Source organism: Acidobacteriota bacterium (genome assembly GCA_018001935.1).
GTDB lineage: Bacteria > Acidobacteriota > JAAYUB01 > JAAYUB01 > JAAYUB01 > JAGNHB01.
The window spans coordinates 1-21,785 of sequence record JAGNHB010000043.1; the positions used below are offsets into that span (position 1 = coordinate 1).

The 21,785-nt window shown below is 68.3% G+C and carries 20 protein-coding genes; 14 read left to right on the forward strand and 6 right to left on the reverse strand.

Features of this window, described 5'->3' with window-relative positions:
- Nucleotides 1–1,571: amidase domain-containing protein (locus tag KA419_14895; protein ID MBP7867222.1), on the reverse strand; the 1,571-nt coding region annotated here is incomplete at its 3' end.
- Nucleotides 1,572–1,945: 374 nt separating this feature from the next.
- Between KA419_14895 and KA419_14900 the strand changes: the two genes are divergently transcribed.
- Nucleotides 1,946–2,275, forward strand: a complete 330-nt coding sequence (locus KA419_14900) for a hypothetical protein (protein ID MBP7867223.1) — start codon at nucleotides 1,946–1,948, stop codon at nucleotides 2,273–2,275.
- Here the strand turns inward: KA419_14900 and KA419_14905 are convergent.
- The gene (locus KA419_14905; protein MBP7867224.1) at nucleotides 2,214–3,758 is read right to left on the reverse strand and encodes a radical SAM protein; all 1,545 of its coding nucleotides are present in this window, start codon (nucleotides 3,756–3,758) and stop codon (nucleotides 2,214–2,216) included. The two genes, KA419_14900 and KA419_14905, sit on opposite strands and share 62 nt — an antisense overlap.
- Before the next feature lie 223 nt (nucleotides 3,759–3,981).
- Nucleotides 3,982–4,194, reverse strand: a complete 213-nt coding sequence (locus KA419_14910; protein ID MBP7867225.1) for a hypothetical protein — start codon at nucleotides 4,192–4,194, stop codon at nucleotides 3,982–3,984.
- Between the two features lie 16 nt (nucleotides 4,195–4,210).
- Here KA419_14910 and KA419_14915 point away from each other — a divergent pair, with 16 nt between their 5' ends.
- The 10 genes from KA419_14915 to KA419_14960 all read left to right on the forward strand — a co-directional run bounded on the left by KA419_14915 (nucleotide 4,211) and on the right by KA419_14960 (nucleotide 13,688).
- A complete protein-coding gene (locus KA419_14915) occupies nucleotides 4,211–4,594 on the forward strand; it encodes a DUF4143 domain-containing protein (protein ID MBP7867226.1) in 384 nt (127 codons plus the stop codon).
- Between the two features lie 539 nt (nucleotides 4,595–5,133).
- Entirely contained in the window at nucleotides 5,134–8,901 is a 3,768-nt protein-coding gene (locus KA419_14920) for an MBL fold metallo-hydrolase (protein ID MBP7867227.1), read from the forward strand.
- Nucleotides 8,902–9,011: 110 nt separating this feature from the next.
- Complete coding sequence (locus KA419_14925; GenBank protein MBP7867228.1) at nucleotides 9,012–9,446, forward strand: hypothetical protein; 435 nt, start codon at nucleotides 9,012–9,014, stop codon at nucleotides 9,444–9,446.
- Nucleotides 9,447–9,541: 95 nt separating this feature from the next.
- Complete coding sequence (locus KA419_14930) at nucleotides 9,542–9,790, forward strand: DUF4160 domain-containing protein (GenBank protein ID MBP7867229.1); 249 nt, start codon at nucleotides 9,542–9,544, stop codon at nucleotides 9,788–9,790.
- A gap of 7 nt (nucleotides 9,791–9,797) precedes the next feature.
- Nucleotides 9,798–10,055: a DUF2442 domain-containing protein gene (locus tag KA419_14935; protein MBP7867230.1), complete on the forward strand. Its 258-nt coding sequence runs from the start codon at nucleotides 9,798–9,800 to the stop codon at nucleotides 10,053–10,055.
- A gap of 28 nt (nucleotides 10,056–10,083) precedes the next feature.
- Nucleotides 10,084–11,277, forward strand: coding sequence for a tetratricopeptide repeat protein (locus tag KA419_14940; GenBank protein ID MBP7867231.1), 1,194 nt, complete (start codon nucleotides 10,084–10,086; stop codon nucleotides 11,275–11,277).
- A gap of 167 nt (nucleotides 11,278–11,444) precedes the next feature.
- Nucleotides 11,445–11,891: a DoxX family protein gene (locus KA419_14945; GenBank protein MBP7867232.1), complete on the forward strand. Its 447-nt coding sequence runs from the start codon at nucleotides 11,445–11,447 to the stop codon at nucleotides 11,889–11,891.
- Nucleotides 11,892–12,065: 174 nt separating this feature from the next.
- Nucleotides 12,066–12,536: a 23S rRNA (pseudouridine(1915)-N(3))-methyltransferase RlmH gene (locus KA419_14950; protein ID MBP7867233.1), complete on the forward strand. Its 471-nt coding sequence runs from the start codon at nucleotides 12,066–12,068 to the stop codon at nucleotides 12,534–12,536.
- Nucleotides 12,537–12,546: 10 nt separating this feature from the next.
- The gene (locus tag KA419_14955) at nucleotides 12,547–12,909 is read left to right on the forward strand and encodes a TraR/DksA family transcriptional regulator (protein ID MBP7867234.1); all 363 of its coding nucleotides are present in this window, start codon (nucleotides 12,547–12,549) and stop codon (nucleotides 12,907–12,909) included.
- A gap of 23 nt (nucleotides 12,910–12,932) precedes the next feature.
- Nucleotides 12,933–13,688: a ComF family protein gene (locus KA419_14960; protein ID MBP7867235.1), complete on the forward strand. Its 756-nt coding sequence runs from the start codon at nucleotides 12,933–12,935 to the stop codon at nucleotides 13,686–13,688.
- A gap of 352 nt (nucleotides 13,689–14,040) precedes the next feature.
- Here KA419_14960 and KA419_14965 read toward each other — a convergent pair whose 3' ends face one another.
- Together KA419_14965 and KA419_14970 are read right to left on the reverse strand one after the other, a co-directional pair.
- A complete protein-coding gene (locus KA419_14965; protein ID MBP7867236.1) occupies nucleotides 14,041–14,457 on the reverse strand; it encodes a hypothetical protein in 417 nt (138 codons plus the stop codon).
- A gap of 199 nt (nucleotides 14,458–14,656) precedes the next feature.
- On the reverse strand, nucleotides 14,657–15,118 hold the full coding sequence (locus KA419_14970) for a hypothetical protein (protein ID MBP7867237.1): 462 nt from the start codon (nucleotides 15,116–15,118) through the stop codon (nucleotides 14,657–14,659).
- 163 nt (nucleotides 15,119–15,281) lie between these two features.
- Here KA419_14970 and KA419_14975 point away from each other — a divergent pair, with 163 nt between their 5' ends.
- Complete coding sequence (locus tag KA419_14975) at nucleotides 15,282–17,627, forward strand: hypothetical protein (GenBank protein ID MBP7867238.1); 2,346 nt, start codon at nucleotides 15,282–15,284, stop codon at nucleotides 17,625–17,627.
- Nucleotides 17,628–17,669: 42 nt separating this feature from the next.
- Here KA419_14975 and KA419_14980 read toward each other — a convergent pair whose 3' ends face one another.
- A complete protein-coding gene (locus KA419_14980; protein ID MBP7867239.1) occupies nucleotides 17,670–19,364 on the reverse strand; it encodes a hypothetical protein in 1,695 nt (564 codons plus the stop codon).
- 169 nt (nucleotides 19,365–19,533) lie between these two features.
- Here KA419_14980 and lpdA point away from each other — a divergent pair, with 169 nt between their 5' ends.
- Both lpdA and rfbD read left to right on the forward strand, forming a co-directional pair.
- Nucleotides 19,534–20,934 carry a dihydrolipoyl dehydrogenase gene (lpdA, locus tag KA419_14985; protein MBP7867240.1) on the forward strand — a complete coding sequence of 467 codons (1,401 nt, stop codon included), beginning with the start codon at nucleotides 19,534–19,536 and terminating at the stop codon, nucleotides 20,932–20,934.
- On the forward strand, nucleotides 20,931–21,785 hold the full coding sequence (rfbD, locus tag KA419_14990) for a dTDP-4-dehydrorhamnose reductase (GenBank protein ID MBP7867241.1): 855 nt from the start codon (nucleotides 20,931–20,933) through the stop codon (nucleotides 21,783–21,785). Before lpdA ends, rfbD begins: the two co-directional genes overlap by 4 nt.

Genomic DNA, 21,785 nt, shown 5'->3' on the forward strand with positions numbered 1-21,785 from the left:
GTCGCCCCGCTCAGGTCCGCGTTCACCGAGTACTTCAGCTTGTACGTCACCCCCTCGTTGTCGTTGTGCTTCACCTGGAACGACCCCGCCCCCGTCCCCTTCGCCGCGATCCGCGTCACCGGGTCGGGCGCCGGGGAGAGGTTGCAGTGGAGCCACTCGTAGTAGGGCTTGGAACCGGACAGGTAGGTGTAGCTCACGTTCCACTGGCAGGAGGAGTGGCAGGCGATGCGAACGTCGGTGCCGCTCACGTACATCACGAAGGTGGCATGGGCCGAGTAGTCGGTGCACGAGCCGGAGTGGTAGACGATGACGTCTCCCACGGCGATGTTGGCGGGCGGCGCCTGCAGGTAGCCGCAGGTGCGGGTCCAGCCTTTCTGGACCAGGCAGTCCCCCAGGTTCTTGGCGCCGATCTCCTCCCGGCCGCACGGGTAGCCCCGGCAGGGCGTCCCGCCGCTCAGGTCGGGGTGCCCGCCGGCCAGGAGGCACTGGGAGACGAAGTTGGCGCAGTCGCCGCCCTGGCTGGGGTAGCCGCAGCACTCCCCGCCCCAGTAGGACCAGGGCGTGCAGTCGGAGTAGGCGGAGCCGCAGTCGTGGTTGCAGCCGTTCCACCAGGTGGAGGCGTACGTGTACGCCGCGTTACGGTCGTAGGCGGCGAGCGTCGTTTCCCGCCCTTCCATGGCTTCGGCGAAGCGGTCCATCAGGATGGCTTCCGGGCTGTGGTCGGCGAGTCGGGACCGCAGGTCGCGCCGCAGGGCGAAGGCTTCCGCCGCCCAGTCCGGGAACCGCTGCGGGAACGCCTGGAGCGACAGCACTGCCCGGGAGACCCAGCGCGGGTCGAGAGGACCGGCGCCGAGGGTCCCGCGAAGCGCGCCCAGGTAGCGGTCCGGCGAAACAGACCCTGCCTGAGCCAAATACCAAAGGGCCCGGACCGCCGTCGCCGGCCGGGCCCGCAGGCGGGCCATCCTCTCCAGCAGCGCCGTCGCGTCCGGTGTCCGCACCATGTGCAGGACGGCGGCGAGGGCATCGAGGGCCGCGTCGTCGACCGGGGCCCCGTCCTCGATCACGCGCCGCGGGACGGTCAGGTCCACCATCCCGGCGCGGGCGAGGCGGACGCAGGCCTCGAGCCGGACGCCCCAGGACGGGTCCGCGGCCATCGCCGCGGCGGCGAGATCCAGGCAGCGTTCCCGGTCCGGCTCCGGCAGCCCCCCGTGCTCCCACAGGGTCATCACGGTGGCCACCATCTCCCGCCGCACGGCCTCGTCGTGCTCGCCCCGGAAAAGGTCCGCCACGCCCCGGGCCGCGTTCGACGACTCCTCCACCGGCACCACCGCCAGGTCCGCCAAGTAGTGCCGGCGGACATTGGGGTCCGGTTCCACGGACAACCGTTCAAGGAGCACCCCGGCCTGACCGGCTCGGGCCGCCCGGGCATCCTCCAGAAAACTCGGGGCCTCCTTGGGATCGGGCATTCCCGGGCCTCCGGCGGCGGGAACGGCCACGGAAAGGGCGGCCGTCAGCAGGACCAGGCTGAAAAACAGGACCCGAAGGCTTGCGGACCGGTTGCGATGGATCATGATGAACACCTCTTCAATGCGGTTTCGGGCTCAGCCGGATCGCGACGGCGGTTACGGCGCCCGCGGCCGAGGCACGCGTCACACCTTCCAAAGGCAAAACACGGGAATGGCTGAAAATCTCAAGGTTGGCCCCCGTTACGGCCGGATTATCCAACCGGTGCGCGAAAATGTCAACGGGTTTGAGGTCTCCCGCCACCGGGGCCGCGAGATACGTCCAGACGAGGGCGAACCGGGGGTTCCCCACGCCGTCCACCGGGGCCAGGCGGGGCGCCGCGGTTCAGGCAGACCACGCGGGGCTCGAGCCCTGCGTCGATGGCGGGGTCGGTCGGTAAAACCCCAGGGCCGCGTCGGGTTTTCGCGGGGCCGTCGCGCCGCTGGGGGGAGGGGAGAATGGGAATTATGGGAATTATGGGAATTATGGGAATTATGGGAGGTATGGGAGGTATGGGAGGTATGGGAGGCATGGGAGGCATGGGAGGCATGGGAGGCATGGGAGGCATGGGAGGCATGGGAGGCATGGGAGGCATGGGAGGCATGGGAGATTCAAGAAATCATGGAAGGTGGGGAATGGGCGGTTTTTCGGGACATTCCCGGGCGGGTTGTCCTTTGGGTCCTCTGGGTCGTTTTGGTCTCTTGGTCCTTTCAGGCTCTCCCCTGTGCCTTCGCGTCCGCCATGGCGAAAAACGGCGCGTGGTTGGAGGTGAAGACCGGCGGCGTTCGCGCGAGAATCGGACGCACGGCCGGGTGGGCCCGGAACTCCCGGTCGAGGAAGCGCCGCACCGCCGCCCGGCCGAAGCCCCGGGGGTGGTCGAAGTCGGCGTAGAGGGAGAGGTCGCCCTCGGAGAAGGGCCGGAGGCCGAGGGCGGCCGTGTCGGGTGAGCCGAGGGGCAGGTTGAAGAGGGCCAGGTTCAGGAAGCCGACGGTCCCGGCGTGGGCGGCCGTGAAATCCAGGGTGCGCCGGGCCTCTGCGAGGGATTCCCAAGGGGTCCCGAACAGGAGGTAGACGTAGGTGGCGATGCCGGCCCCGTGAAGGGTCCTCAGCACCCGGGAGGCGGTCTCGAGACCGATCCCCTTCCCCATGGCCTCCAGCACGCCCGGGTCCCCCGACTCCAGGCCGAGCTGGAGCATTACGCACCCGGATTCCGCCAGGGCGGCCGCGAAGCCCGGCTCCGCCAGGGCCTCGGTGAACCGGGCGAAGCCGTACCAGGGTGCGCCGGGCGGGTCCGTGGCCAGGGCCTCCAGGAGGGCGGGCGAGAGGGCGTTGTCCGCCAGGTGAAAGAGGGACGGCCGCCAGCGGGTCGCCAGGGCCTGCAGGTCCGCCACAACCTTGCGGGCCGGCAGGGCGTGATGGTGGTTCCCCTCGGCGGTCTCGGGGCAGAAGCGGCACCGGCCCCACCAGCAGCCCGACGACGGGCCGTAGGGGACCACCGTCCCCGGCGCGAGGTACCGGTCCATCGGGAACCCGGACGGGTCGGAGACCCCCGGTCCGTGACCCGGCGTCAGCCCCAGGCGGGACGCCAGGGCCGGCTCTCCGGGGCCGGCCACGAAGCGCTCGGCAAGGCCCGCAAAGAGGCGGTCCAGGGGCTGCCGCGCCGACCAGGACGTCACGAGCCCCCCGCCCACCAGCACCGGCAGCCGCGGGCACTCCCGGCTTAGGAGGCCGAGGAGGGCGAAGGCCCCGAAGGCCTGGTTGCGGTAGGTCAGGGAGACCCCCGCCAACTCCGGGGAGTGGGTGTCCAGCAGTTCGCTCAGCCGCCGGCGCAGGAAGGGAGCCAACGGGAAAAGGCCGGGGTTCTCGGCCACGCGGATGAGGTCCCGGGAACGGGCCGGGGAAAGCTCCGCGTGGGTGCAGTCGGCGAGGCCCGGGGTGAAGCCGCTCCCCTCACCCGCCCGGCCGGCCAGATGCTCCAGGTCGGCCACGGCCCGGGCGTACCGCGCGCGGTTCCGGCAGCCGTCGGGGGAGCGCAGCAGGGCGAGGTGGCGTTCCCGGCTGCGCGCCGCCCGCCGGGTCCAGGTGTCGCTCCCGGCAGGCGCCGTGGCCAAGGCGTGAAGCACTCCCTCCAGGCCGGCATCCCACACGGTGACGGGGACACCGCTCGACGCGAGGAACCCGGCGAGACGCACCAGCCCCGCCGGCGGTTCACACGGCTTGGCCACGGGCGGGTTGATGAGCAGGACCGACGGCATCCGCTTTCACCCCGAAACGGGATGACGGAATTAAACCACGAACCCCACGAAAAACACGAACGGAATTCGAAGCGGACCGCGAAGTCCTTCGATGGTGAACGATCGCTTGTTCCCGTGTTCGAGGCCCTTCCCGGGACCCATCCGTGCCTGACAAAATCTCAAGGCTTTGACAAAAAGTCTTGATTTTTTCTCAAAGCATTGAGAGATCGCCACCATGAAACGACTACAGTACGAGATCATCCTCAGCGATCTGAAGGAAAAAAGGGTGTTCCTCACCGGTCCGCGCCAGGTGGGCAAGACACACCTGGCCAAGGAACTCATGGGCGCTTTCCGGAAACCGGTTTACCTGAATCATGACGTCCCGGAAGACCGCCGGGTCATCCAGCGGGGTCTCTGGCGTCCCGATGCCGATCTCGTCGTCTTCGATGAAATTCACAAGATGACGGTCGCTCCTGCGGGAACCCAAGCTCTACTTCGACGACACCGGCCTGGTCCGGGGGAACGAGGGGGTCCGGCTCGAAAACCTCGTCGCGGTCTGCCTGCTCAAAGCCTCTCCTCATTTGCACGACACCACCGGCAGCGCGGTCTCCCTTCATTACCTGAAGACGCGGGAAGGCCGGGAGGTCGACTTCGCCCTGGCGCGAGAGAACCGGCTCGAGGCCCTGATGGAGGTCAAGCGGAGTTCCCGGGAGCCCTCCCGCCAACTCCGCTGGTTCTCCGCACGATTCCCGGGGGTTCCGGCCCTGTTGCTTTCCGAGCATCAAACCCGGGAACTCCGCGACGGAGAGATCCGTGTACACCCCGTCGGCGATTACCTTGCCGGCCTGGCCCTCTGACAATCCGCAACGAAAGGAGCGTCGGTTGCCCGCTATTTTTGATGCGTTCGCAAAAAGTCCTTTTCTCTCACAGAGGCACGGAGGCACGGAGAAATGCAAATCGTATTTAATAGAATCAACAATCCTTACGATTCTTCTCCGTGCCTCTGTGCCTCTGTGAGATCACAACCAGGACTTTTTGCGAGGGCATCATTTTTAATAATTTTGTAATAAGGCGCGAAAGGAAGATTTCCCGCAAATACAACGAATGGGCACGAATTCATAACACGAATAAAATCTATTGGTTTTTGATTTCTGATTCGCGTTCATTCGCGTGATTCGCGGGCAGAACAGACTGCTTGCGGGCTCATCATTTTTCCGGGGGGTGTAATCGGAAGGCCCCGGGGAACGTCTTTTCCGGAAGAGGTGGCGGGGGATCTCCGCGCCGGGGTCGTAGAAGCCGCGAATCGTGCCGGCGGTCACCGGAACGGGAAAAAAGCTTTGTGAATACGCCCCTACCGCCTTAGAATGAGGGGAGTTCACCTCAACGGAGGCCCGCCATGCCGTTCCCTCGCCTCGTCGCCGCGCTGGTCCTGATCCCGGCCTTCTGCGCCGCCGCCGCCGCCCAGGGCGGCCCCCGCCTCTCCAAGCTCGGGGAGTGGGGGACCGGCCCTTACCAGGACGTGCAGGTCGTCGGAAACTACGCCTACTGCGCCGCCCTGGGCGCGGGGATGGACATCCTCGACGTCTCCAGCCCCGCCGCGCCCGTCAAGGTGGCCGGCGTGTCGACCCGCAACCCCACCCACGGGCTCTGCATCAGCGGCAACTACGCCTACCTGGCCGAGGACGAGGGGGGGCTGCGCATCGTCAACATCCTCGACCCGCTCCACCCCCAGGTGATGTCGAGCCTGGGCGACATCTGGGATGCACGGGACGTCTTCGTCTCGGGCCAGTACGCCTACGTGGCGGCGTGGGGTCTCCACGTGGTGGACATCAGCAACCCGCTCTCCCCCGTCCGGAAGGCGTGGTTCGAGACCGGGAGCGAACTCCTGGACGTCTTCGTGGCGGGCTCGTACGCCTACGTGGTGCAGCCCCAGGGCTTCCGCATCATCGACGTCTCGAACCCCGCCAACCCCGTCCAGGCCTCCGCCCTCCTGACGGACGGGGAAACCTCCGGCGTCTGGGTGGCGGGCGGACTGGCCTACCTCGCCGACCCCAACGAGTACCTGATCCTCAACGTATCCAACCCCTACGCCCCCACCGAGGTCTACCACGAGATCCAGATCGACGGGAACCCCAAGGGCGTCTTCGTGGAGGGGACCACCGTCTACCTGGCCGACGACGACCTCTCGGTCTTCGACGCGTCGAACCCGTCGACCTTTCACAAGATCGGCGGCGCCGCCACGCCGGGGACCGCCCGCCGGGTCTGGGTGGCGGGCGGCAAGGCCTACGTCGCCGACACCACCCACGGGCTCCAGATCTACAGCGTGTCCAACCCGGCGGCCCCGTCGGCCCTCGGGGGGTGGAACTTCTCGGGGCAGTCCCACGACCTCTTCCTCTCCGGGGGCAAGGTCTACTGGGCCCACGACAGCGGGGGCCTGCGGATCATGGACGCCGCCGACCCGGCCGCCCTGGTCCAGCTGGCGCGCTACGAGAAGCACAATGCCATCATCCCCCAGGACCTGGACTACATGCGCGGGGTCCATGTGGCGGGGAACACGGCTTACGTCCTGACCGCCGGAAACACCATCACCGAGTTCCTCTGCCTGAACGTGACCAACCCCGCCGCCCCTTCACTGACAGGGCAGACCCCCGTCCCGGCCTGGGCGTGCGACACCGTGACGGCCAGCGGGGGCACCGCCGTCCTCACCGACGACGGCAACGGCATGAAGGCGCTGGACGTCTCCAACCCCGCCGCCCCCGGCATCATCGGCACCTACACGGCCCTGGGGACCCTCAACCACGCCTGCTGGGGCGGGGCCTACCTCTACGTGGTGAACCACGACGGCCTGTATGCCCTCAACATGACCAACCCGGCCAGCCCCACCGTCGCCGGCCACTGGGAGACCGTCGACGACGTGGAAGGGGTCTTCGTCCTGGGCAACCGGGCCTTCCTGGCCATCGGGGAGGTGGGCCTCAAGATCGTGGACGTCACGAACCCGGCCGCCATGACCGTCATCGGGTCCCTGGACACGTCGGGGCAGGCCCACCGGGTCTTCGCGGACGACCGCTACGCTTACGTGGCCGACGGGACGGCCGGGGTGAAGGTGATCGACATCTCCACCCCCTCGGCGCCCTTCCTGGTGGACGCCAACGAGACCTACGACGCCCGGGACGTGGCGGTGGAGAGCGGGATCGTCTACCTGGCCGACGGCGCGAGCGGGAGGCTGGTCACCTACGAGTTCGCCGAAAAGCTGGAGGCGTGGATGCCCCACGTGGCCCCCAACTACGGCTGGCAGACCACCCTCGTCATCGACAACGGCGGCGATCAGCCCTGCAAGGCCATGATCGAACTTTACGAGAACGGGGCGACGGTGTCCTCCCAGGCCCTGACCGTGCCCGCCGGGCGGCAGGCCAGTGTCCCGCTTCTGGCGGGGACCTGCGCCCACGTGGTCTACAGCGGCAGCCGGGTGGTGGTGAAGGAGGCCTTCGTCAGCTCCGAGAACGGCATCGCCGAGTTCGAGGTGGACGGCGCCACCCACACCACCCTCCACTACCTCCTGCCCAACTACGACGCCGCCAACCTGAGCTGGATGGGCCTCGCGGCCTTCAACCCCGACGACACCGACGCCACGGCCACCTTCGAGGCCTACGACGCCAACGGGGTCCTGCTGGGCTCGGGCACCCACGTCATCGGCCGACGCAACACCTTCGTCCGCTTCATCGACGCCGTGGTCACCGGCGTGGACTTCCGGCAGGTGGCCCGCATCAAGGCCAGCTCCAGCCAACCCCTCTGCGGCCTCAACATCTCCGGCTTCAACACGGAGCGGCTCCTCTTCACCCGCGCCCAGAGCGCCGCCCCCGGCGGGCTGCTTTACATGTCCCACATGGGCGACGACCCGAACGCCTTGGCCAACCGTCTGGTCTTCGACAACACGGGGACCGTCCAGGTCCAGGCCAGCGTCCGTCTCTACCGCTCCGGGGCACTCCTGCGCCAGCTCCCGGTGACGGTCAACGGCGGCCGGACGGTGGTGCTGGACCTCAACGCCTCCTCGTCCGCGGACATGCCCGACTGCGGCACCGTGGACGCCGGCGGCGGCTTCACCTTCGTCCGCCAGAGCTTTACCCACAAGACGGAGAAGGGGACCGCCGAGTTCCTGCTCACCGGCAGCGCCGCCACCCAGCTGACCTACAACTACCCGGGCTACGTGGCGGGGCGGGTCCAGTGGATGGGGCTGGCCGTCTACAACCCCTCCGACAGCGACATCACCCTGAGCCTGACGGCGGTGAAGAACGGGGCGGTGGTCGCCGCCAACACGGTGCCGCTGGGCGCCCGCTCCCGCCTGGCCATGATGCTGGAGTATCTCTTCCCCGGCCACACCTTCCAGGAGATCGAGCGGGTGATCGTCTCCTGCCCCACCGCCAACCTGGCGGGGATCAACATCTCGGGATACGGCGTCAGCCGGCTCCTCTTCACCCCCGCCTTCCGGACGGGCGTCCGGGCGCCCGACCCCGGCCTCGACACCTTCCTGGGGACCATCCACAAGATCTACCACGCGGGGTTCTGGGTGATGTACGAGGGGAAGACCCTCTACTTCGACCCCATCAACCTTCCCCTCCTGGTGTCCCGGAAAGCCGACGTGATTTTCCTCACCCACCCCCACCCCGACCACCTCGTCGTGGCGGACCTGGCGAAGATCGTGAAGGCCGGCACCGTCATCGTGACGCCCACCGCGGGCCTGGGTTACCTCTCCCAGTTCCCCAATCTCAGGGCGGTGACGCCCGACGGGGTCTACGAGGCGGCGGGGATCCCCTTCCGGACCGTGGCCGCCTACAACCAGCCCGGCGCCGGCGGGACCCACTACAAGGCCCTGGGCTTCGTGGGGTACCGCCTGCAGCTGGGGGCCTACAGCCTCTACCACGCCGGCGACACCGACTTCGTCCCCGAGATGCTGGGGTTGCAGCCCTCGGTGGCCCTGCTGCCCGTGGGGGGCGCCCCCCAGGTGATGACCCCGGCCAAGGCGGCGGATGCCGCGAGAGCCCTCCCGGCCGACGTCGTCATCCCCATGCATTACGACCTGGCGGGCAGCGCCTTCGATGCCGAGGAACTGGAAGACCTTCTGACCGGCCAGGTGCGGGTGGTCATCAAGCCGAACGAGGCGCCGTGAGGGAAGGCAGAAGGCTGTAGGCTGGAAGGCTGAGCCTCGGTTTTGATTCCGGACAAGTCGGACATGTCGGACATGTCGGACAAGTCGGACGAGTCTGACAGGTTGGGCAAATGAACGCGACACCGACAGAACCTTGTCGATGGCTGACCCGCTTCGCCCCGGTGGCGGGCTTCGCCGTGTCCCTGGCGTGCCTGGTCACCTTCGCGGCGGGCTTCGTCCTGAAACAGGCTTATCCCCGGACCGGCCCCTACGCCCCTCCCGCCCAGACGTTCCAGGTTGGTCTGGCGGCCGGCGTCGCCCTCGTCGGCGCCATCGTCACCGGTTTTGCCGCCATTCGCCGCTCCCGGAAGGCGACCCGCATCGGCGGGGTGCTCCTGGCCCTGCTCGCCCTGGTCCTCCTCGCCCTGTGGCTTGTCAAGGGGCTCGGCGGGGACGGCCTCGGACCGACCCCCGACCTCCTCGCCCCCCTCCTCGCCGGATCGGCCGCCGTCATGGGCCTTTTCGCGGGACGCCGGCCCCCCAGCCCCGTCCCATCCGGGCGATGACACGCGCCTGGGATTCGATCTCCGGTGTATAATACTTTCAAGGCCCAAGACACCAAGATCTGAAGAAACAGGGCCTGGAAACCGAAGGAGATGAAATGCCGGTCATTTCGCGTTTCTACGGGATATTGATAAAGATGTACTTCAAGGAGCATGGGATCGCCCATTTCCATGCCATCTACGGGGAATACAACGGAGTATTCGATCTTCAGTCCCTCGAGATGATGGAAGGCGACCTCCCCCCGCGGGCCGAAAAACTGGTCCGGGAATGGGCTTCGCGTTATCAGAAGGATCTCCTGGACATGTGGACCACGCAGCAGTTCCGGCAACTTCCGGGATTGGAGTGAGCGGTAAATGAGTACCTGCCCCAAGGTCAAATCGGTGACTCCGCTCCCCGGCAAACGGCTTCTCATTACCTTCGTCACGGAGGAGCGCCGCATCTACGACTGCACGCCGCTTCTTGACGAGGCACCGTTCTCCCCGCTGAGGGACGAGGCCTTCTTCCGGCAGGTCCGCGAGGACGCCGCGGGTTACGGCGTCGCCTGGAGTGACACGGTCGACCTCAGCGAGTCGGAACTCTGGCTCCACGGGACCACGGAAACATCGTCCTGACTTTTTCACCGTTGGCGGAGGTTCCCTCATGCCCCAGAACATTGTAGAAACCGGTGTGAACCCTTGCTCGGTCTGCGGTTCCGGGCCGGAACCCGGGTACACCGCCTCGCTGTGCCGGTCCTGCCGCCGCGACCTCTCCATGCGTCCCTTCCCCTTGTGGGTCAAGGGTTTCTGCCTTCTCACCCTCCTCCTGCTGGCCTACTCGCTGGTGCAGCTGCCCTCGGTGGTGAAGGCCAACATCGCCTTCGAGCGGGGGCAGAGCGCGGAGAAACAGAAGCGCTTCCGGACGGCGTCCCGCGAATACGGCGTCGCGGCCGAGCATTTCCCCGACTGCACCGAGATCCTGGCCCGGCAGTACATCTCGCTCTTCCGGGCGGGGCGTTTCGAGGAGGCATCGGCCATCATCGAAAAGATCGGGGGCCGAAAGGAGGAAAACTCCGCCCTGGTCGGCGAGGTCAACAGGGTCTCCACGAGACTGACGGCCCTGACCACCCCGCATCCCGATTTCGAGAAATTCGCCAAGGACCACGAGAAGGACGACCGCGCAACCATCCGCTCGGCACTGAGGGTCTACGTCTCGGGCCACCCCTATGACGTCCTGGCGACATCGGCCCTCGCCAGCCTGGATTTCGACGCCGCCGACTACGAGGACGCGGAGTGGTGTCTGTCCGACGTCCTGACGGCCAACCCGGATCACCGGGAGGGTCTGCTGCTCCTGGCGGCGGCACGGCGGGAAAGGAAGGACTACGAAAACGCACTCGACCTGTGCCGCAAGGTCCTGGACATGGACGCGGAAGCCATCGACGCCTATGCCGCCATGGTCCGGATCGAGCTGAAGCGGCACCGGGACCCGGAAGCGCTCTCGATCGCCCGCAAGGCCCTGGCGCTGGACCCCGAGGCCGGCGAGGCCCAGGAAGCCCTGGCCATGGCCCTCCACTACAACGGCCTGTTCAGGGAGCGGGACGATGTCTATCGCCGGTTCCAGGCCAACCCGTCGGGTTACGTGGTCCACGAGATCCCCCGGACGCCCGGCCAGAGCATCTGGATCGGGGTGGGCCCCTTTTTCCTGAACACGGTGGTCGGGGCGTTCATCGCCGCACCCTCGTCAATCGCCGCGTTCCAGATTCCCCACGATCACCTCGTCGTCGAAAGCCGCGTGGATGACCTTCGGCCCCGCCACCCCGAAGCGTTCTCCGCTGATCGAACCCATGGCGCCTCCTGAAAAACGGGGAGAGTGTCAGGCCTGGCGCCAAGCCGCAAACCGGGACCTTCAGCGAAAAAACAGACGGGGAGGACATCGCGGGCGGTTGCACTCCGGGCCGGCGGTGAGATAAACTGAGAACGCCCGTTCACAGTGACGGGCCCCGAAATCCCCCCACGGAGGACCCCATGAAAAAGGCGAAGTCGATCTGGGCCTGGTGCGGCGCCAGGCGATTCCCCCGGCTGGAGGACGCGGGGCTTTTGGTCCTGAGGATCTGGCTGGGCTTCGGGATGCTGGCCCTGCACGGGTCCGGCAAACTCCTCAAGCTGCAGTCGGGCAACTTCGCCTTCCCCGACCCGCTCGGAGTCGGCCCGTTCGTGAGCCTTTCCCTGGCGGTGTTCGCGGAAGTCCTCTGCGCGGCCTTCCTCGCACTCGGTCTCCTGACCCGCGCGGTGGCCGTCCCCCTGGTCGTCACCATGTCCGTGGCGTTCTTCTCGGTCCACGGCGGGGTGCTCAAGGGGGAAGGAAACGGCGAGCTGGCCTTCGTCTACCTCGCCGGCTTCGTGGCCCTCTTCTTCACCGGCCCCGGCCGCTACTCACTGGACAACACCCTCCGGAAAAGCAAGGGGGATTAGCACCGCCTCCCGCGGCATTCGGCGGCCGACTCACCCCCGGGCCCCGGCTCCGCGGCCCGGGGCTGTCCCCCGGCACCCCCGCCCCTACTTTGAAACAAACTTTGGAAAACTCATTGACACCCGGGGGTCGAATGATTATATTGTCCCATCTTTCGCGGGGGCGGTCACCGGCCCATGATCGACGTCCTGACCATCGGCAGGATGAAAAATGCGCACCTGGCCTCCCTGGCGGAGGATTACCTGGGCCGGATCGCCCGTTTCGCACCCTGCCGGCACCGGGCGCTCCGGGAGTCCCGTCACCGGGACGAGAACCGCAGTGGTCGGGCCATTCTCGAGGAAGAAGGCCGGCACTTCCTGGAGGCCCTGGAGAAGGGCGCTTTCTGTGTCCTCCTGGACCGGGAGGGCCGCTCGATGAGCTCAGAAGCCTTCAGCAGGGTCCTGGACGAGCGGGCAGGCGGGTCGGGCCGTCAGACGGCGTTCCTGATCGGGGGGTTCCTGGGGGTTTCAGGGGAGGTCCGGCAGCGCGCCGACCTGGTGCTCTCGCTCTCGCCCATGACCTTCCCGCACGAGATGGCACTGGTCCTGCTGCTGGAGCAGATTTTCCGGGGTTTCACGATCCTGAACCGCATTGCGTATCACAAGTAAAGGAGAAGAAATGCCGCTGAAGAAAAAGGAGTTGGACAAGTTCATGAAGCTCCTCATGGACAAGCGGGCCGAACTGATGGATAGCGTTCAGCGGTCCGAGTCTTCGGGGCGCGAAGTCAACGACGAGCCGAGCGACCTGGCGGACATCGCCTCCAGCGCCTACAACAAGGAGTTCCTCTTCAACAAGAGCAACGCCGACCGGCATACTCTCCGGCTCATCAACGACGCCATCGCCCGCATCGACCGCGGCCGCTACGGGCGCTGCCAGTTCTGTGGCGTCAGCGTCGAGCCGAAGCGGCTGGAGATCGTCCCCTGGGCGCGCTACTGCGTCAAGTGCCAGGAGAGGAAGGAGAAGGGGTCTCTCCGGGAATAGGCCTGCCGCGACGCCGGTCAGCCATGGGAACGCTCTCTTCCGCAGCCCTCGCGATCCTGGATTCGATCGCCTCCGTTCTCTGGCCCGACCGTTGCGTCCTCTGCCAATCCATCCTCGAGACACGCCGGGAAGCCGGCGTGTGTCGTCTCTGCCTGGACGCGATCCCCGCCATCTCCCCCTCCGCCTGCTGCAACCGGTGCGGGTACCCCCTGGAGATCCGCCCCGCCGGCCCCCCGCCGGCCCTCTGCCCCGTTTGCCGCGAGACGCCCCCGCCCTACGCGGGCGCCCGTTCCTGGGCGGTCTACGAGGGGGCGGCCCGGGACCTCGTCCACCACTTCAAGTTCGAGCGCAAGGCCCGCCTGCACCTCCCCCTGGCCGGCCTGCTGGCCCGCTGCCTGTCCGGGGTCGCCGGGGACTGGGCGCCCGACGTCGTCACCGCCGTCCCCCTGCACCCCTCCCGGAGACGAGAGCGGGGTTTCGACCAGTCCGTTCTGCTGGCGCGCCGCCTCGCCCGCCTCTCCGGCTTACCCTACCGGGCCCTTCTGAAGAAAAGACGGCCGACCCCGCCCCAGTCCCTCACCGGGCCGGAGGCGCGCCGGGCGAACATCTCCGGGGCTTACGCGGCACGTGACGGCCGGCGGCCGCCCGGGTCCGTCCTGCTGGTGGACGACGTCCACACCACGGGCGCCACCGTGGAGGAGTGCGTGAAGGTCCTCCGGGATGCCGGGGTGACGGACGTCTTCGTGCTGACGCTCTGCAGGGTGAGGGTGGGGCGCTAGGCGCTTCGGCGGCTGCGTTTTCGCCAACCTGTTGTCGATCCCGGTTGCCTTCCGCGGCCCCTGTTACCGGGCGACGTCCCGGAAAAAGCCTGGCGCCTTTTCAGGATAGTCTTGACCAATCGCGCAAGATCGTGGGGTCGATCTCGTGAACCGTCGGCCAGGAGCATGATTTGCGGCCCATGCCGTCTTCCCTGGCGAGCTTTGCGCCTTGGCGAGAGCCGGTCCGGACCTTGATCCCGCCAAAGCGCAAAGCTCGCTAAGAAAAACGGATCGCCGGGGATGCAGCCAAGGGGGAAAGCACAAAAAAAAGGAGAGCCGCGAGGCTCTCCTTTTTACAGAGTGTCCGAAATCCTTACTGGGCAGGCGGCGGTTCCGGGGTGGTGGCCTCGGTCACAGCCGGGGTCTCGGTCGGCATCTCGGTGGGCATGGCGGGCATGGAGCCGTACTTCTTCATGGCTTCCATCATGGCAGCCATCATGTCCTCACCGGCTTTCTTGATCTCGGGATCAGCTTCCAGTTCCTTGGAGCCGGTTTCGAACTCGCCCTTGTCCTTGTAGTGCTTCTTGGCGATCTCTTCCATCTTGGCCTCGAGCTTGGCCTGGTCGGGCTGGCCGTTCACGAACATGTCCTTGACGGCATCGGACTTCCAGAAATCGGTCATTTCCTTGATGCAGGCAAGCATGGTGGCCTTCTTGTCCTTGGCGCAAGCGCCGGCGACCAGAAGCAGGCAAAGGGCGGCCAGGATGGCGATCACGGTTCTGAACTTCATGGAATCCTCCTAAAATGGTTTAAGTTCAATAGGTTTTCTCTTAAAGAGACGGTGAAATCAACCGGGCTCCCGCGAGAAAGCGGAATTTTAGCACCGGGAAAACAGATCTGCAACAAGTTTTCTTCAATTTTTTTCGCGGTCGCGTCACGGATCGAGGGGGGAGGCGCGATACCCCCTCCCGGCAATCGGGGGGAGACCCTTACCGGGGCGGGGCAACCGGGGCCTTCGGGGAGGCGGGGCCGGTCACCTCGGCCGGGTTGGCGGTCCCGGTCATCTCCGCGGGGGATGCGCTCCCGCTGACGGCCGGCGCCGCGGGCGGCTGGGTGCGCAGGCCGTATTTCCGGTCGGCCTGCACCATGGCAAGGAAAACCGCCTCCCGGGCCTTCTTCACCTCCGGGTCGTTGGCCAGCTGCTGCAGGTGGGACTCGAAGTCACCCACGTCCCGGAAGTGCTTGTCGACGATGGTTTCCACCTTGACGGCGATCCCGTCCATGTCCGGCACCCCGTTCGCGTAGAGGGCCTTGACCTGGTCCGAACGGAAGAAGGCGTCCATTTCTTTCAGGCAGGCGATCACGGAGGCTTTCTTGTCCTTGGAGCAGGCGCCCGCCGACAGGGCGAGGAAAAACGCGGCCAGGACGGCGATCACGGTTGCGGGCTTCATGGATGTCTCCTCCAGATCCGGTGTTCTTTCGCCGCGAGAGGTGGTAAGATGCCCTCACCGCCCCCGATAAAGGCGTAGGGTAACATCGAACGATGAAACCACCAACAATTTCGTGTGAACATTATCAAAAAGGCGGGGAACGCCGCCGCCGCCGGGGTGCCGGGTGAGCCCCCTGAAGGGTGGCCCTCAACCCGGTTCCGCCGAGATCCTCGGCCTGTCGCTCCTGACGGGGGCCTTCGCGGTCATCGGGCAGGTCCTCTTCGTCCGGGAGGGCCTGGCCGTCATGGGCGGGAGCGAGGTCACGGTGGCCTGGTTCTTCCTGTGCTGGTTCGCGGGCATCGGCCTCGGGGCGCTGGCGGCGGGCCTGGTCCCCTGGGGCCCGCCCCGCGCCCTCGGCCTGGCCCGGCTCCTGGTGCTCCTCCTGCCGCTCGCGGGCATCCTCCAGACCCTCTCCCTGCGGCGCCTGCGCGTCCGGGTCGGCATCGAGGCGGGCCAGATGCCCGGCATGCTCCCGGCGATGGGCCGTCTGTTCCTGGACATCGCCCCCTACGCGTTCCTGGCCGGGGCCCTCTTCCCGCTCCTGGCCGCCGCCGCGTCCGCCGCCCGCCGCCCCTCCCTCCGGGTCAACCCCGCGGGCTGGGTCTACGGCATGGACGCCGCGGGCTGCCTGGCGGGCGGCGTCCTTTTCACCTTCGCCCTGGCGGGACACCTCGGGTCCGTCCCGATCCTTTGGGGGTGCTTCCTCGCCGGTGCCCTGTTCCTGCTCGCGTCGGCCGGCCTGCGCCGTGAACGGGCCGCGCTGCCGGTCTTCGCGCTGGTCGCCGCCGCCGGGCTGGCGGTGACGGGCCTGGGGCTTCCCGGGGCGTGGGAGGAGGATTCCGCCCGCGAGCGCTGGGAGTCCGTCGCGCCCGGCTTCCGCCGCCTCGCCGATGGGGACTCGCGTTACCAGCGCGTCACCCTGGGGGAACGGGACGGACAGTACACGCTCTTCTTCAACGGGGTGGTCTCGGCCGTCTTCCCTGACCCGCTGGAGGAGGCCATGGCCGCCAACCTCTTCATGAACCAGGCCCGGGACCCCCGCTCCGTGCTCCTGGTCGGCCAGGGGGCGGAGGGCGAGCTGCAGCATGTACTGGCCTACCCGGGTGTCCGCCGGGTGACGCTGGTGTTCACCGACCCCGCCTACCTGGAGATGGTCCGGCGATTCCTGGACCCGGCGAGCGCCGCGAAACTGGGGGACCCCCGGGTGCGGCTGGCCCAAGCCGACGCCGGGACACTGCTCCGCGACGCTCCCGAGCCCTTCGACGTCATCATGCTCCACCCGCCCCCGCCCGTGACGGCGGCGTCCAATCGTTTCTACACCCGGGAATTCTTCACCCTCTGCCGCGACCGTCTCACCGGGGGGGGCGTCGTGGGGCTCGGCTTCCAGGGGGACGAGAACTACCTCGGCACCGACGTCGGGAGGACCCTGGGCACCCTCTACCGGACCCTGCGCGCCGTCTTCCCGGAGGTGGCGGCCCTGCCGGGAACGCGGCTCCTCTTCTTCGCGGCGCGGACGCCGGGCACGACCACCCTCGACCCGGAGGTCCTCGCCGCCCGCTACACCGCCCGGGGGATGGGCTACACCGACACCTTCACGCCCTACCACTTCCAGATCCCGCTGGAGCCCGGGCGGACCGCCTGGATCAACCGCACCCTCCGCGAGCTTCCCGGCCAGGACGTGAACACCTGCCGCGAGCCCGTTCTCTTCTTCCGGAACCTCAAACTGTGGGACATCGCCACCGATTCCGGTGTCCGCGGCCTGCTGGACCGCGTGGAATCCCTCTCCCTCGGCACTTTCGCGGCCCTCGCCCTCGCGGTCTTCGTCCTGGCGCCAGCGGCCTGGGCCCGGCTGCGCCACCGCCGGCGACCACGCCCCTGGCGCCTCGGCACCGCCGCCCTGGCAGGCATGGCATCCTTCGGCTTCGCGGGCATGGGCCTGGAGATCCTCCTCCTCTACCAGTTCCAGGTCACCGAGGGGAGCCTCTACGCGTGGCTGGGCCTGATGACGGCCTTCTTCATGGGCGGGCTCTTCGCGGGGAGCTGGTGGTTCTCCCGGGCGGGGGGACGCGGCCGGATCTCCGAGGAGGCGTGGGCCTTCGGGGTCCTTCCCCTCGTCGCCACGGCCGTGGCCCTCTCCCTGTTGTGGACCCTCGGCCGGGCCCTCCCGCTCGGGGTCCTCTGGATCGCCCTGCAGTCAGTGGCGGCCGGCGCGGCCACGGGCGGGTACTTCCCCCTGGCGTGCGCCCTAGTGGAGCGGACCGGGACGGGCCCGGCCGGGACCGCCGCACGGGTCGGGTTTCTGGACTACCTGGGGGCCCTCCTGGGCGCCGGGCTCACGGGGATGGTGCTGATCCCGGTCCTCGGGACGGCATCGACATTGTGGGCCCTCGTCGCCATCCTCGGGGCCCTCCCCGCGGCCGCCCTCCTCTGCGCCGGCGCCCCTCGCACCCTCACCCCGCCCCCGGGGTGAAATTTGTGCCGTGAAGACGGAAGGCCTCGACTCCGCCCAGGCTTACCGGCGGACCCGGACGCGGTAGCGGTACGAGAGCGTCACGACCTGGCCGGCGTTGACCGGAAGTTCCCAGGTCAGCATCTGCACCGGGTTGACCTCCTTCAGCCCCGTGCTCGGGGTTTCCACGGACGCCTTGGGCGCCGTGTCGATCACCTCGCCCTCCAACCGCTTCCGCACCATCACCGCGACGGGTTTCCCCTTCCCGTTCATCACGGTGAGCTCTCCCTTCACCGTCACCAGGTCCCACTCCCCCCGGTACTCGGTGGGGGCGTTCCGCTGGCGTTCCACCTCCTTCTCCTCGCGCCGGGCGAGGACGTCCAGGGATCGCGCCACCCGCAGGAGCGTCGGGGCCCCCGGGGGCGTGTAGCGCAGCAGGTCCTGGCCCAGCAGGTCGTCCCCCTGGACCGTCAGGGCGGGTGCGGTGGTCCAGGGGACCTTTCCCGTGTTGGTCAGGCGGAGGGCGTGCCAGACCTCCTCCGCCCGCCCCGACGGGCCGTCGAAATCCGGGGACGACTTGAAGGCGGCTCCGTCCCCCCCGGCGTCCGTCATTTCCCACAGGTAGACGTCCCGGCAGGGCACGGTGGCATCGATCAGGGGGACGTCCCCCCGATCGCCCTTCCGCAGATCCAGCCGGACCGGCGGGTAGAGGAAAAGGTCCTCGCGGAGGGTCCCGGCGGCAGGTTCGATGGTTTCGGGCGGCTCGTTGAAGAAGGCGGGCGCGTTCATCATCTGCTGGGCCATGACCGGCGCGGCGCGGCGCCCCCCGGTTTCACCGGCCGAAAGCGAGGCGAGGAAAGCGTCCAGGGTCTGGTTTGACGAGAGGGGGTCGGTGGAAGCGCCGTAGCGGACATTCGGGAAACCCGCGATGAACAGCAGTTCGGCGCCCCAGAGGTCCTCGGCGTCGTTGAGGACCGTGGCGCGGCACCGCACCCGGGCCTGGTCCCCGGGAAGGGTCTCCACCCGGTAACTGGGCGCCCAGGAGATCCCCCGGGTCAACAGGTGCACCCGAACCTTCCCCTTTCCGGCGGTCACCTCGAAGCGAAGGGCCCGGCCGGTTTCCCAGCCCGGCACCGTGGTGACGATCTCCCCCGCCGGGCACCGCAGCCCCGTCACCTCCTCCACGCGGCAGGCCTGGTCGCCCTTGTCGGTCCGGAAGACGGCGAATTCCGGGGCTGTCGGGGCCGACGCCTCGTTCCCGTCCGCCGCGGCCAGGGTGCGCGGCGGCAGGGCGGGGCGCCGGGGGGGCGCCGGGACCGAAGGGGGGCCGGGGGACGCCGGCCGGGGTGCTTCGCCGGGGAGTAGCGTCCCGGCGATCCACCCCTCGCCGCGGACCTGCAGTTCCACCCGCCGCCCGGTGTTGGCCTGGAGCAGCTCCGCCATCCGGCGGACCGCCTGGGGGCTTTTCCGGCGGGATTCACGGGCCGTGACCTTCTCGACGCGGAGCCCCTCGGTGACCGGTTCGAGCCAGAAGGTCCCGTGCACCGCCGCGGGAAGGTCGCGGATCTCGTAGGTCCCCGGACCGGGGACCTCCGTCTCCCGCGCTTCCCAGACCATGCCGTTCTTGAAGAGGGTCGCCCGGGCCACCTCGGACAACACGGGTTCCGCCGCGTCCCACCGGTCCGGCCCCGCCGCCGGGAGCAGGCTGCAGACCGTTGCCGTCAAAGCGATCAGCAGGCTCGCACATTGCCTTTTCATGATGACCTCCTCCCTATCCATCCGTGTGAATCCGTGTTCATCCGTGGTTCGTCATCTCATTGTATCCTCACCCGGCGGAAAAATCCATGCCGCCCGCCGGAGTTTCTGCTACAATGCCCCTCCCGCCGCCGGACCCGCGGCGGACCGTCAACCCCTCACGGAGGCTCCCATGAACGAATTCGACGTCATCGTCATCGGCGGCGGGCCCGGCGGTTACGTGGCCGCCATCAAGGCCGCACAGCTCGGCCTGAAGACCGCCCTCGCGGAGAAGGCCCCGACCTTCGGCGGCACCTGCCTCAACGTGGGGTGCATCCCCACCAAGGTCATGGTCCACAGCAGCGAGCTCTGGGAACACATTGAACGTCTCGGCGAGCACGGCATCGTCGTGGAGAAGGGGTCGTACCGCTTCGACATGGGCGCCCTGATGAAGCGCAAGGAGCGCATCGTCGGCGGCCTGACCCGCGGGATCGGGTCCCTGCTCCGCAAGAACGCCGTGACGACCTTTCGCGGTACCGCCGCCTTTACAGACCCCCACACCGTGAAGGTGGGGTCTCCCGAGGGCGGCGAGGAGCTGCTGCACGCGAAGAACATCGTCGTCGCCACGGGGTCCGTGGCCAAGGAACTGCCCCACATCCGCTTCGGCGGGCCCGTGCTCTCCTCCACGGAGATGCTCTCCCTGGACGCGCCCCCGAAACGCCTCGCCGTCATCGGCGCCGGTGCGGTGGGCGTGGAGTTCGCCTCCATCTACGCCGCCCTCGGGAGCGAGGTCACGGTGGTGGAGATGCTCCCGCACCTTCTCCCCCTCGAGGACGAGGAGGTGTCCGTCGAACTGGAGAAAGTGTTCAAGCGGCGGAGGATCAAGTACCGGCTGAACTCCGCCGTGGACCGGCTGGACACCCTGGAAAACGGCGCCCGCCTCCACATCCGGAGCGCCACGGGCGAAACCGCCGAGGCGGACTTCGACAAGGTGCTCCTGGCGGTGGGACGCGCCCCCTTCACCGAGGGGCTCGACCTGGACAAGGCCGGCCTCGCCACGGAGCGCGGCTACATCCGGGTGGACAACTACTGCCGGACCTACGTCCCCCACATCTACGCCATCGGGGACGTGATCCCCACCCCCCAGCTCGCCCACGTGGCGTCCGCCGAGGGGATCACCGCGGCCGCCCACCTGGCCGGCCGGCCCGTCCGCCCCATGAGCTACAAGAGCATTCCCGCCTGCACCTACTCCGCGCCCCAGGTGGGCTCGGTCGGCATGACCGAGGCCAAGGCCAAGGAAATGGGCTACGCGGTGAAGGTGGGCAGGTTCCCCTTCATGGGCGTGGGGAAGGCCAAGATCGAGGACATGACCGACGGGTTCGTGAAAATCGTGTCGGACGCCTCCACCGGGGAGATCCTGGGCGTGCACATGATCGGCGCCGTGTCCACCGAACTGGTCGGCGGAATGGTCCTCGCCCTTAACCTCGAGTGCACCGCCGAGGAGCTGGCCCAGGCCGTCCACCCGCACCCCACCGTCTCCGAGGCGGTGATGGAGGCGGCCCACGCCGCCCACGACAAGGCGATCCACCTGTGAAACGCGTCCTCCTCACCGGGGCCGATGGGCAGTTCGGCCGCGACTTCACCCGGCTCTTCGCCGGGCGGTACGCCATCGTCCCCTTCCTGGAGGCCGAAACCGACCTGCGGGACGCCGACGCCGTGTCGGCGGCCGTGGGGAAGGCCGAGCCCGACGTCGTCGTCCACGCCGCCGCATGGACCCGGGTGGACGACGCCGAAACGGAGGTGGACGCCGCCTTCGCCGTCAACGCCCTGGGGACGCGCCACGTGGCCGCGGCGACCGAGGCGGCGGGGGCCCGGCTGATCGCGATCTCCACGGACTACGTCTTCGACGGGGCCCTGGACCGGCCCTACCACGAGTTCGACGAGCCGTGTCCCCGGACGGTCTACGGCGCGTCCAAGCTGGCCGGCGAGCGGGAGGCGCTGCGGCTCTGCCGCCGGACGACGGTGGTGCGGACGGCCTGGCTCTACGGCACCACGGGGGTCAACTTCCCCGCCACCCTGGTCGGCCTGGCACGCCGCCGGGGCCCCGACGCGCCACCCCTGCGGGTGGTGGATGACCAGCGGGGCAACCCCACGACCACCTTCGCCCTGGCGCGGCTCGTGGCCGACCTGATCGAGCGGCCGACGGAGGGTGTCGTCCACGGCACCTGCGAGGGGGAGGCCACCTGGCACGCGTTCACGGTGGAGGTGTTCCGGCTGCTGGGCCTGGGGCCGTTGCCGGATCCCTGCACCACGGCCGAGTTCCCGCGCCCGGCTCCCCGACCCGCCAACTCCCGGCTGGACAAGATGGTCCTTCGCCTGCAGAACCGCCCCCCCATGCCGCACTGGAAGGACGCCCTGCGGGAGTGGGTGGAGGGGATAGGCTGA

Coding starts and splice junctions, on each gene's coding strand:
- KA419_14930 (MBP7867229.1), top strand. CDS start 9,542: ATGCCGGTCATTTCGCGTTTCTACGGGATATTGATAAAGATGTACTTC.
- KA419_14920 (MBP7867227.1), top strand. CDS start 5,134: ATGCCGTTCCCTCGCCTCGTCGCCGCGCTGGTCCTGATCCCGGCCTTC.
- KA419_14950 (MBP7867233.1), top strand. CDS start 12,066: ATGATCGACGTCCTGACCATCGGCAGGATGAAAAATGCGCACCTGGCC.
- KA419_14905 (MBP7867224.1), bottom strand. CDS start 3,758: ATGCCGTCGGTCCTGCTCATCAACCCGCCCGTGGCCAAGCCGTGTGAA.
- KA419_14935 (MBP7867230.1), top strand. CDS start 9,798: ATGAGTACCTGCCCCAAGGTCAAATCGGTGACTCCGCTCCCCGGCAAA.
- KA419_14980 (MBP7867239.1), bottom strand. CDS start 19,364: ATGAAAAGGCAATGTGCGAGCCTGCTGATCGCTTTGACGGCAACGGTC.
- KA419_14955 (MBP7867234.1), top strand. CDS start 12,547: ATGCCGCTGAAGAAAAAGGAGTTGGACAAGTTCATGAAGCTCCTCATG.
- KA419_14940 (MBP7867231.1), top strand. CDS start 10,084: ATGCCCCAGAACATTGTAGAAACCGGTGTGAACCCTTGCTCGGTCTGC.
- KA419_14970 (MBP7867237.1), bottom strand. CDS start 15,118: ATGAAGCCCGCAACCGTGATCGCCGTCCTGGCCGCGTTTTTCCTCGCC.
- KA419_14965 (MBP7867236.1), bottom strand. CDS start 14,457: ATGAAGTTCAGAACCGTGATCGCCATCCTGGCCGCCCTTTGCCTGCTT.
- lpdA (MBP7867240.1), top strand. CDS start 19,534: ATGAACGAATTCGACGTCATCGTCATCGGCGGCGGGCCCGGCGGTTAC.
- KA419_14925 (MBP7867228.1), top strand. CDS start 9,012: ATGAACGCGACACCGACAGAACCTTGTCGATGGCTGACCCGCTTCGCC.
- KA419_14945 (MBP7867232.1), top strand. CDS start 11,445: ATGAAAAAGGCGAAGTCGATCTGGGCCTGGTGCGGCGCCAGGCGATTC.
- KA419_14960 (MBP7867235.1), top strand. CDS start 12,933: ATGGGAACGCTCTCTTCCGCAGCCCTCGCGATCCTGGATTCGATCGCC.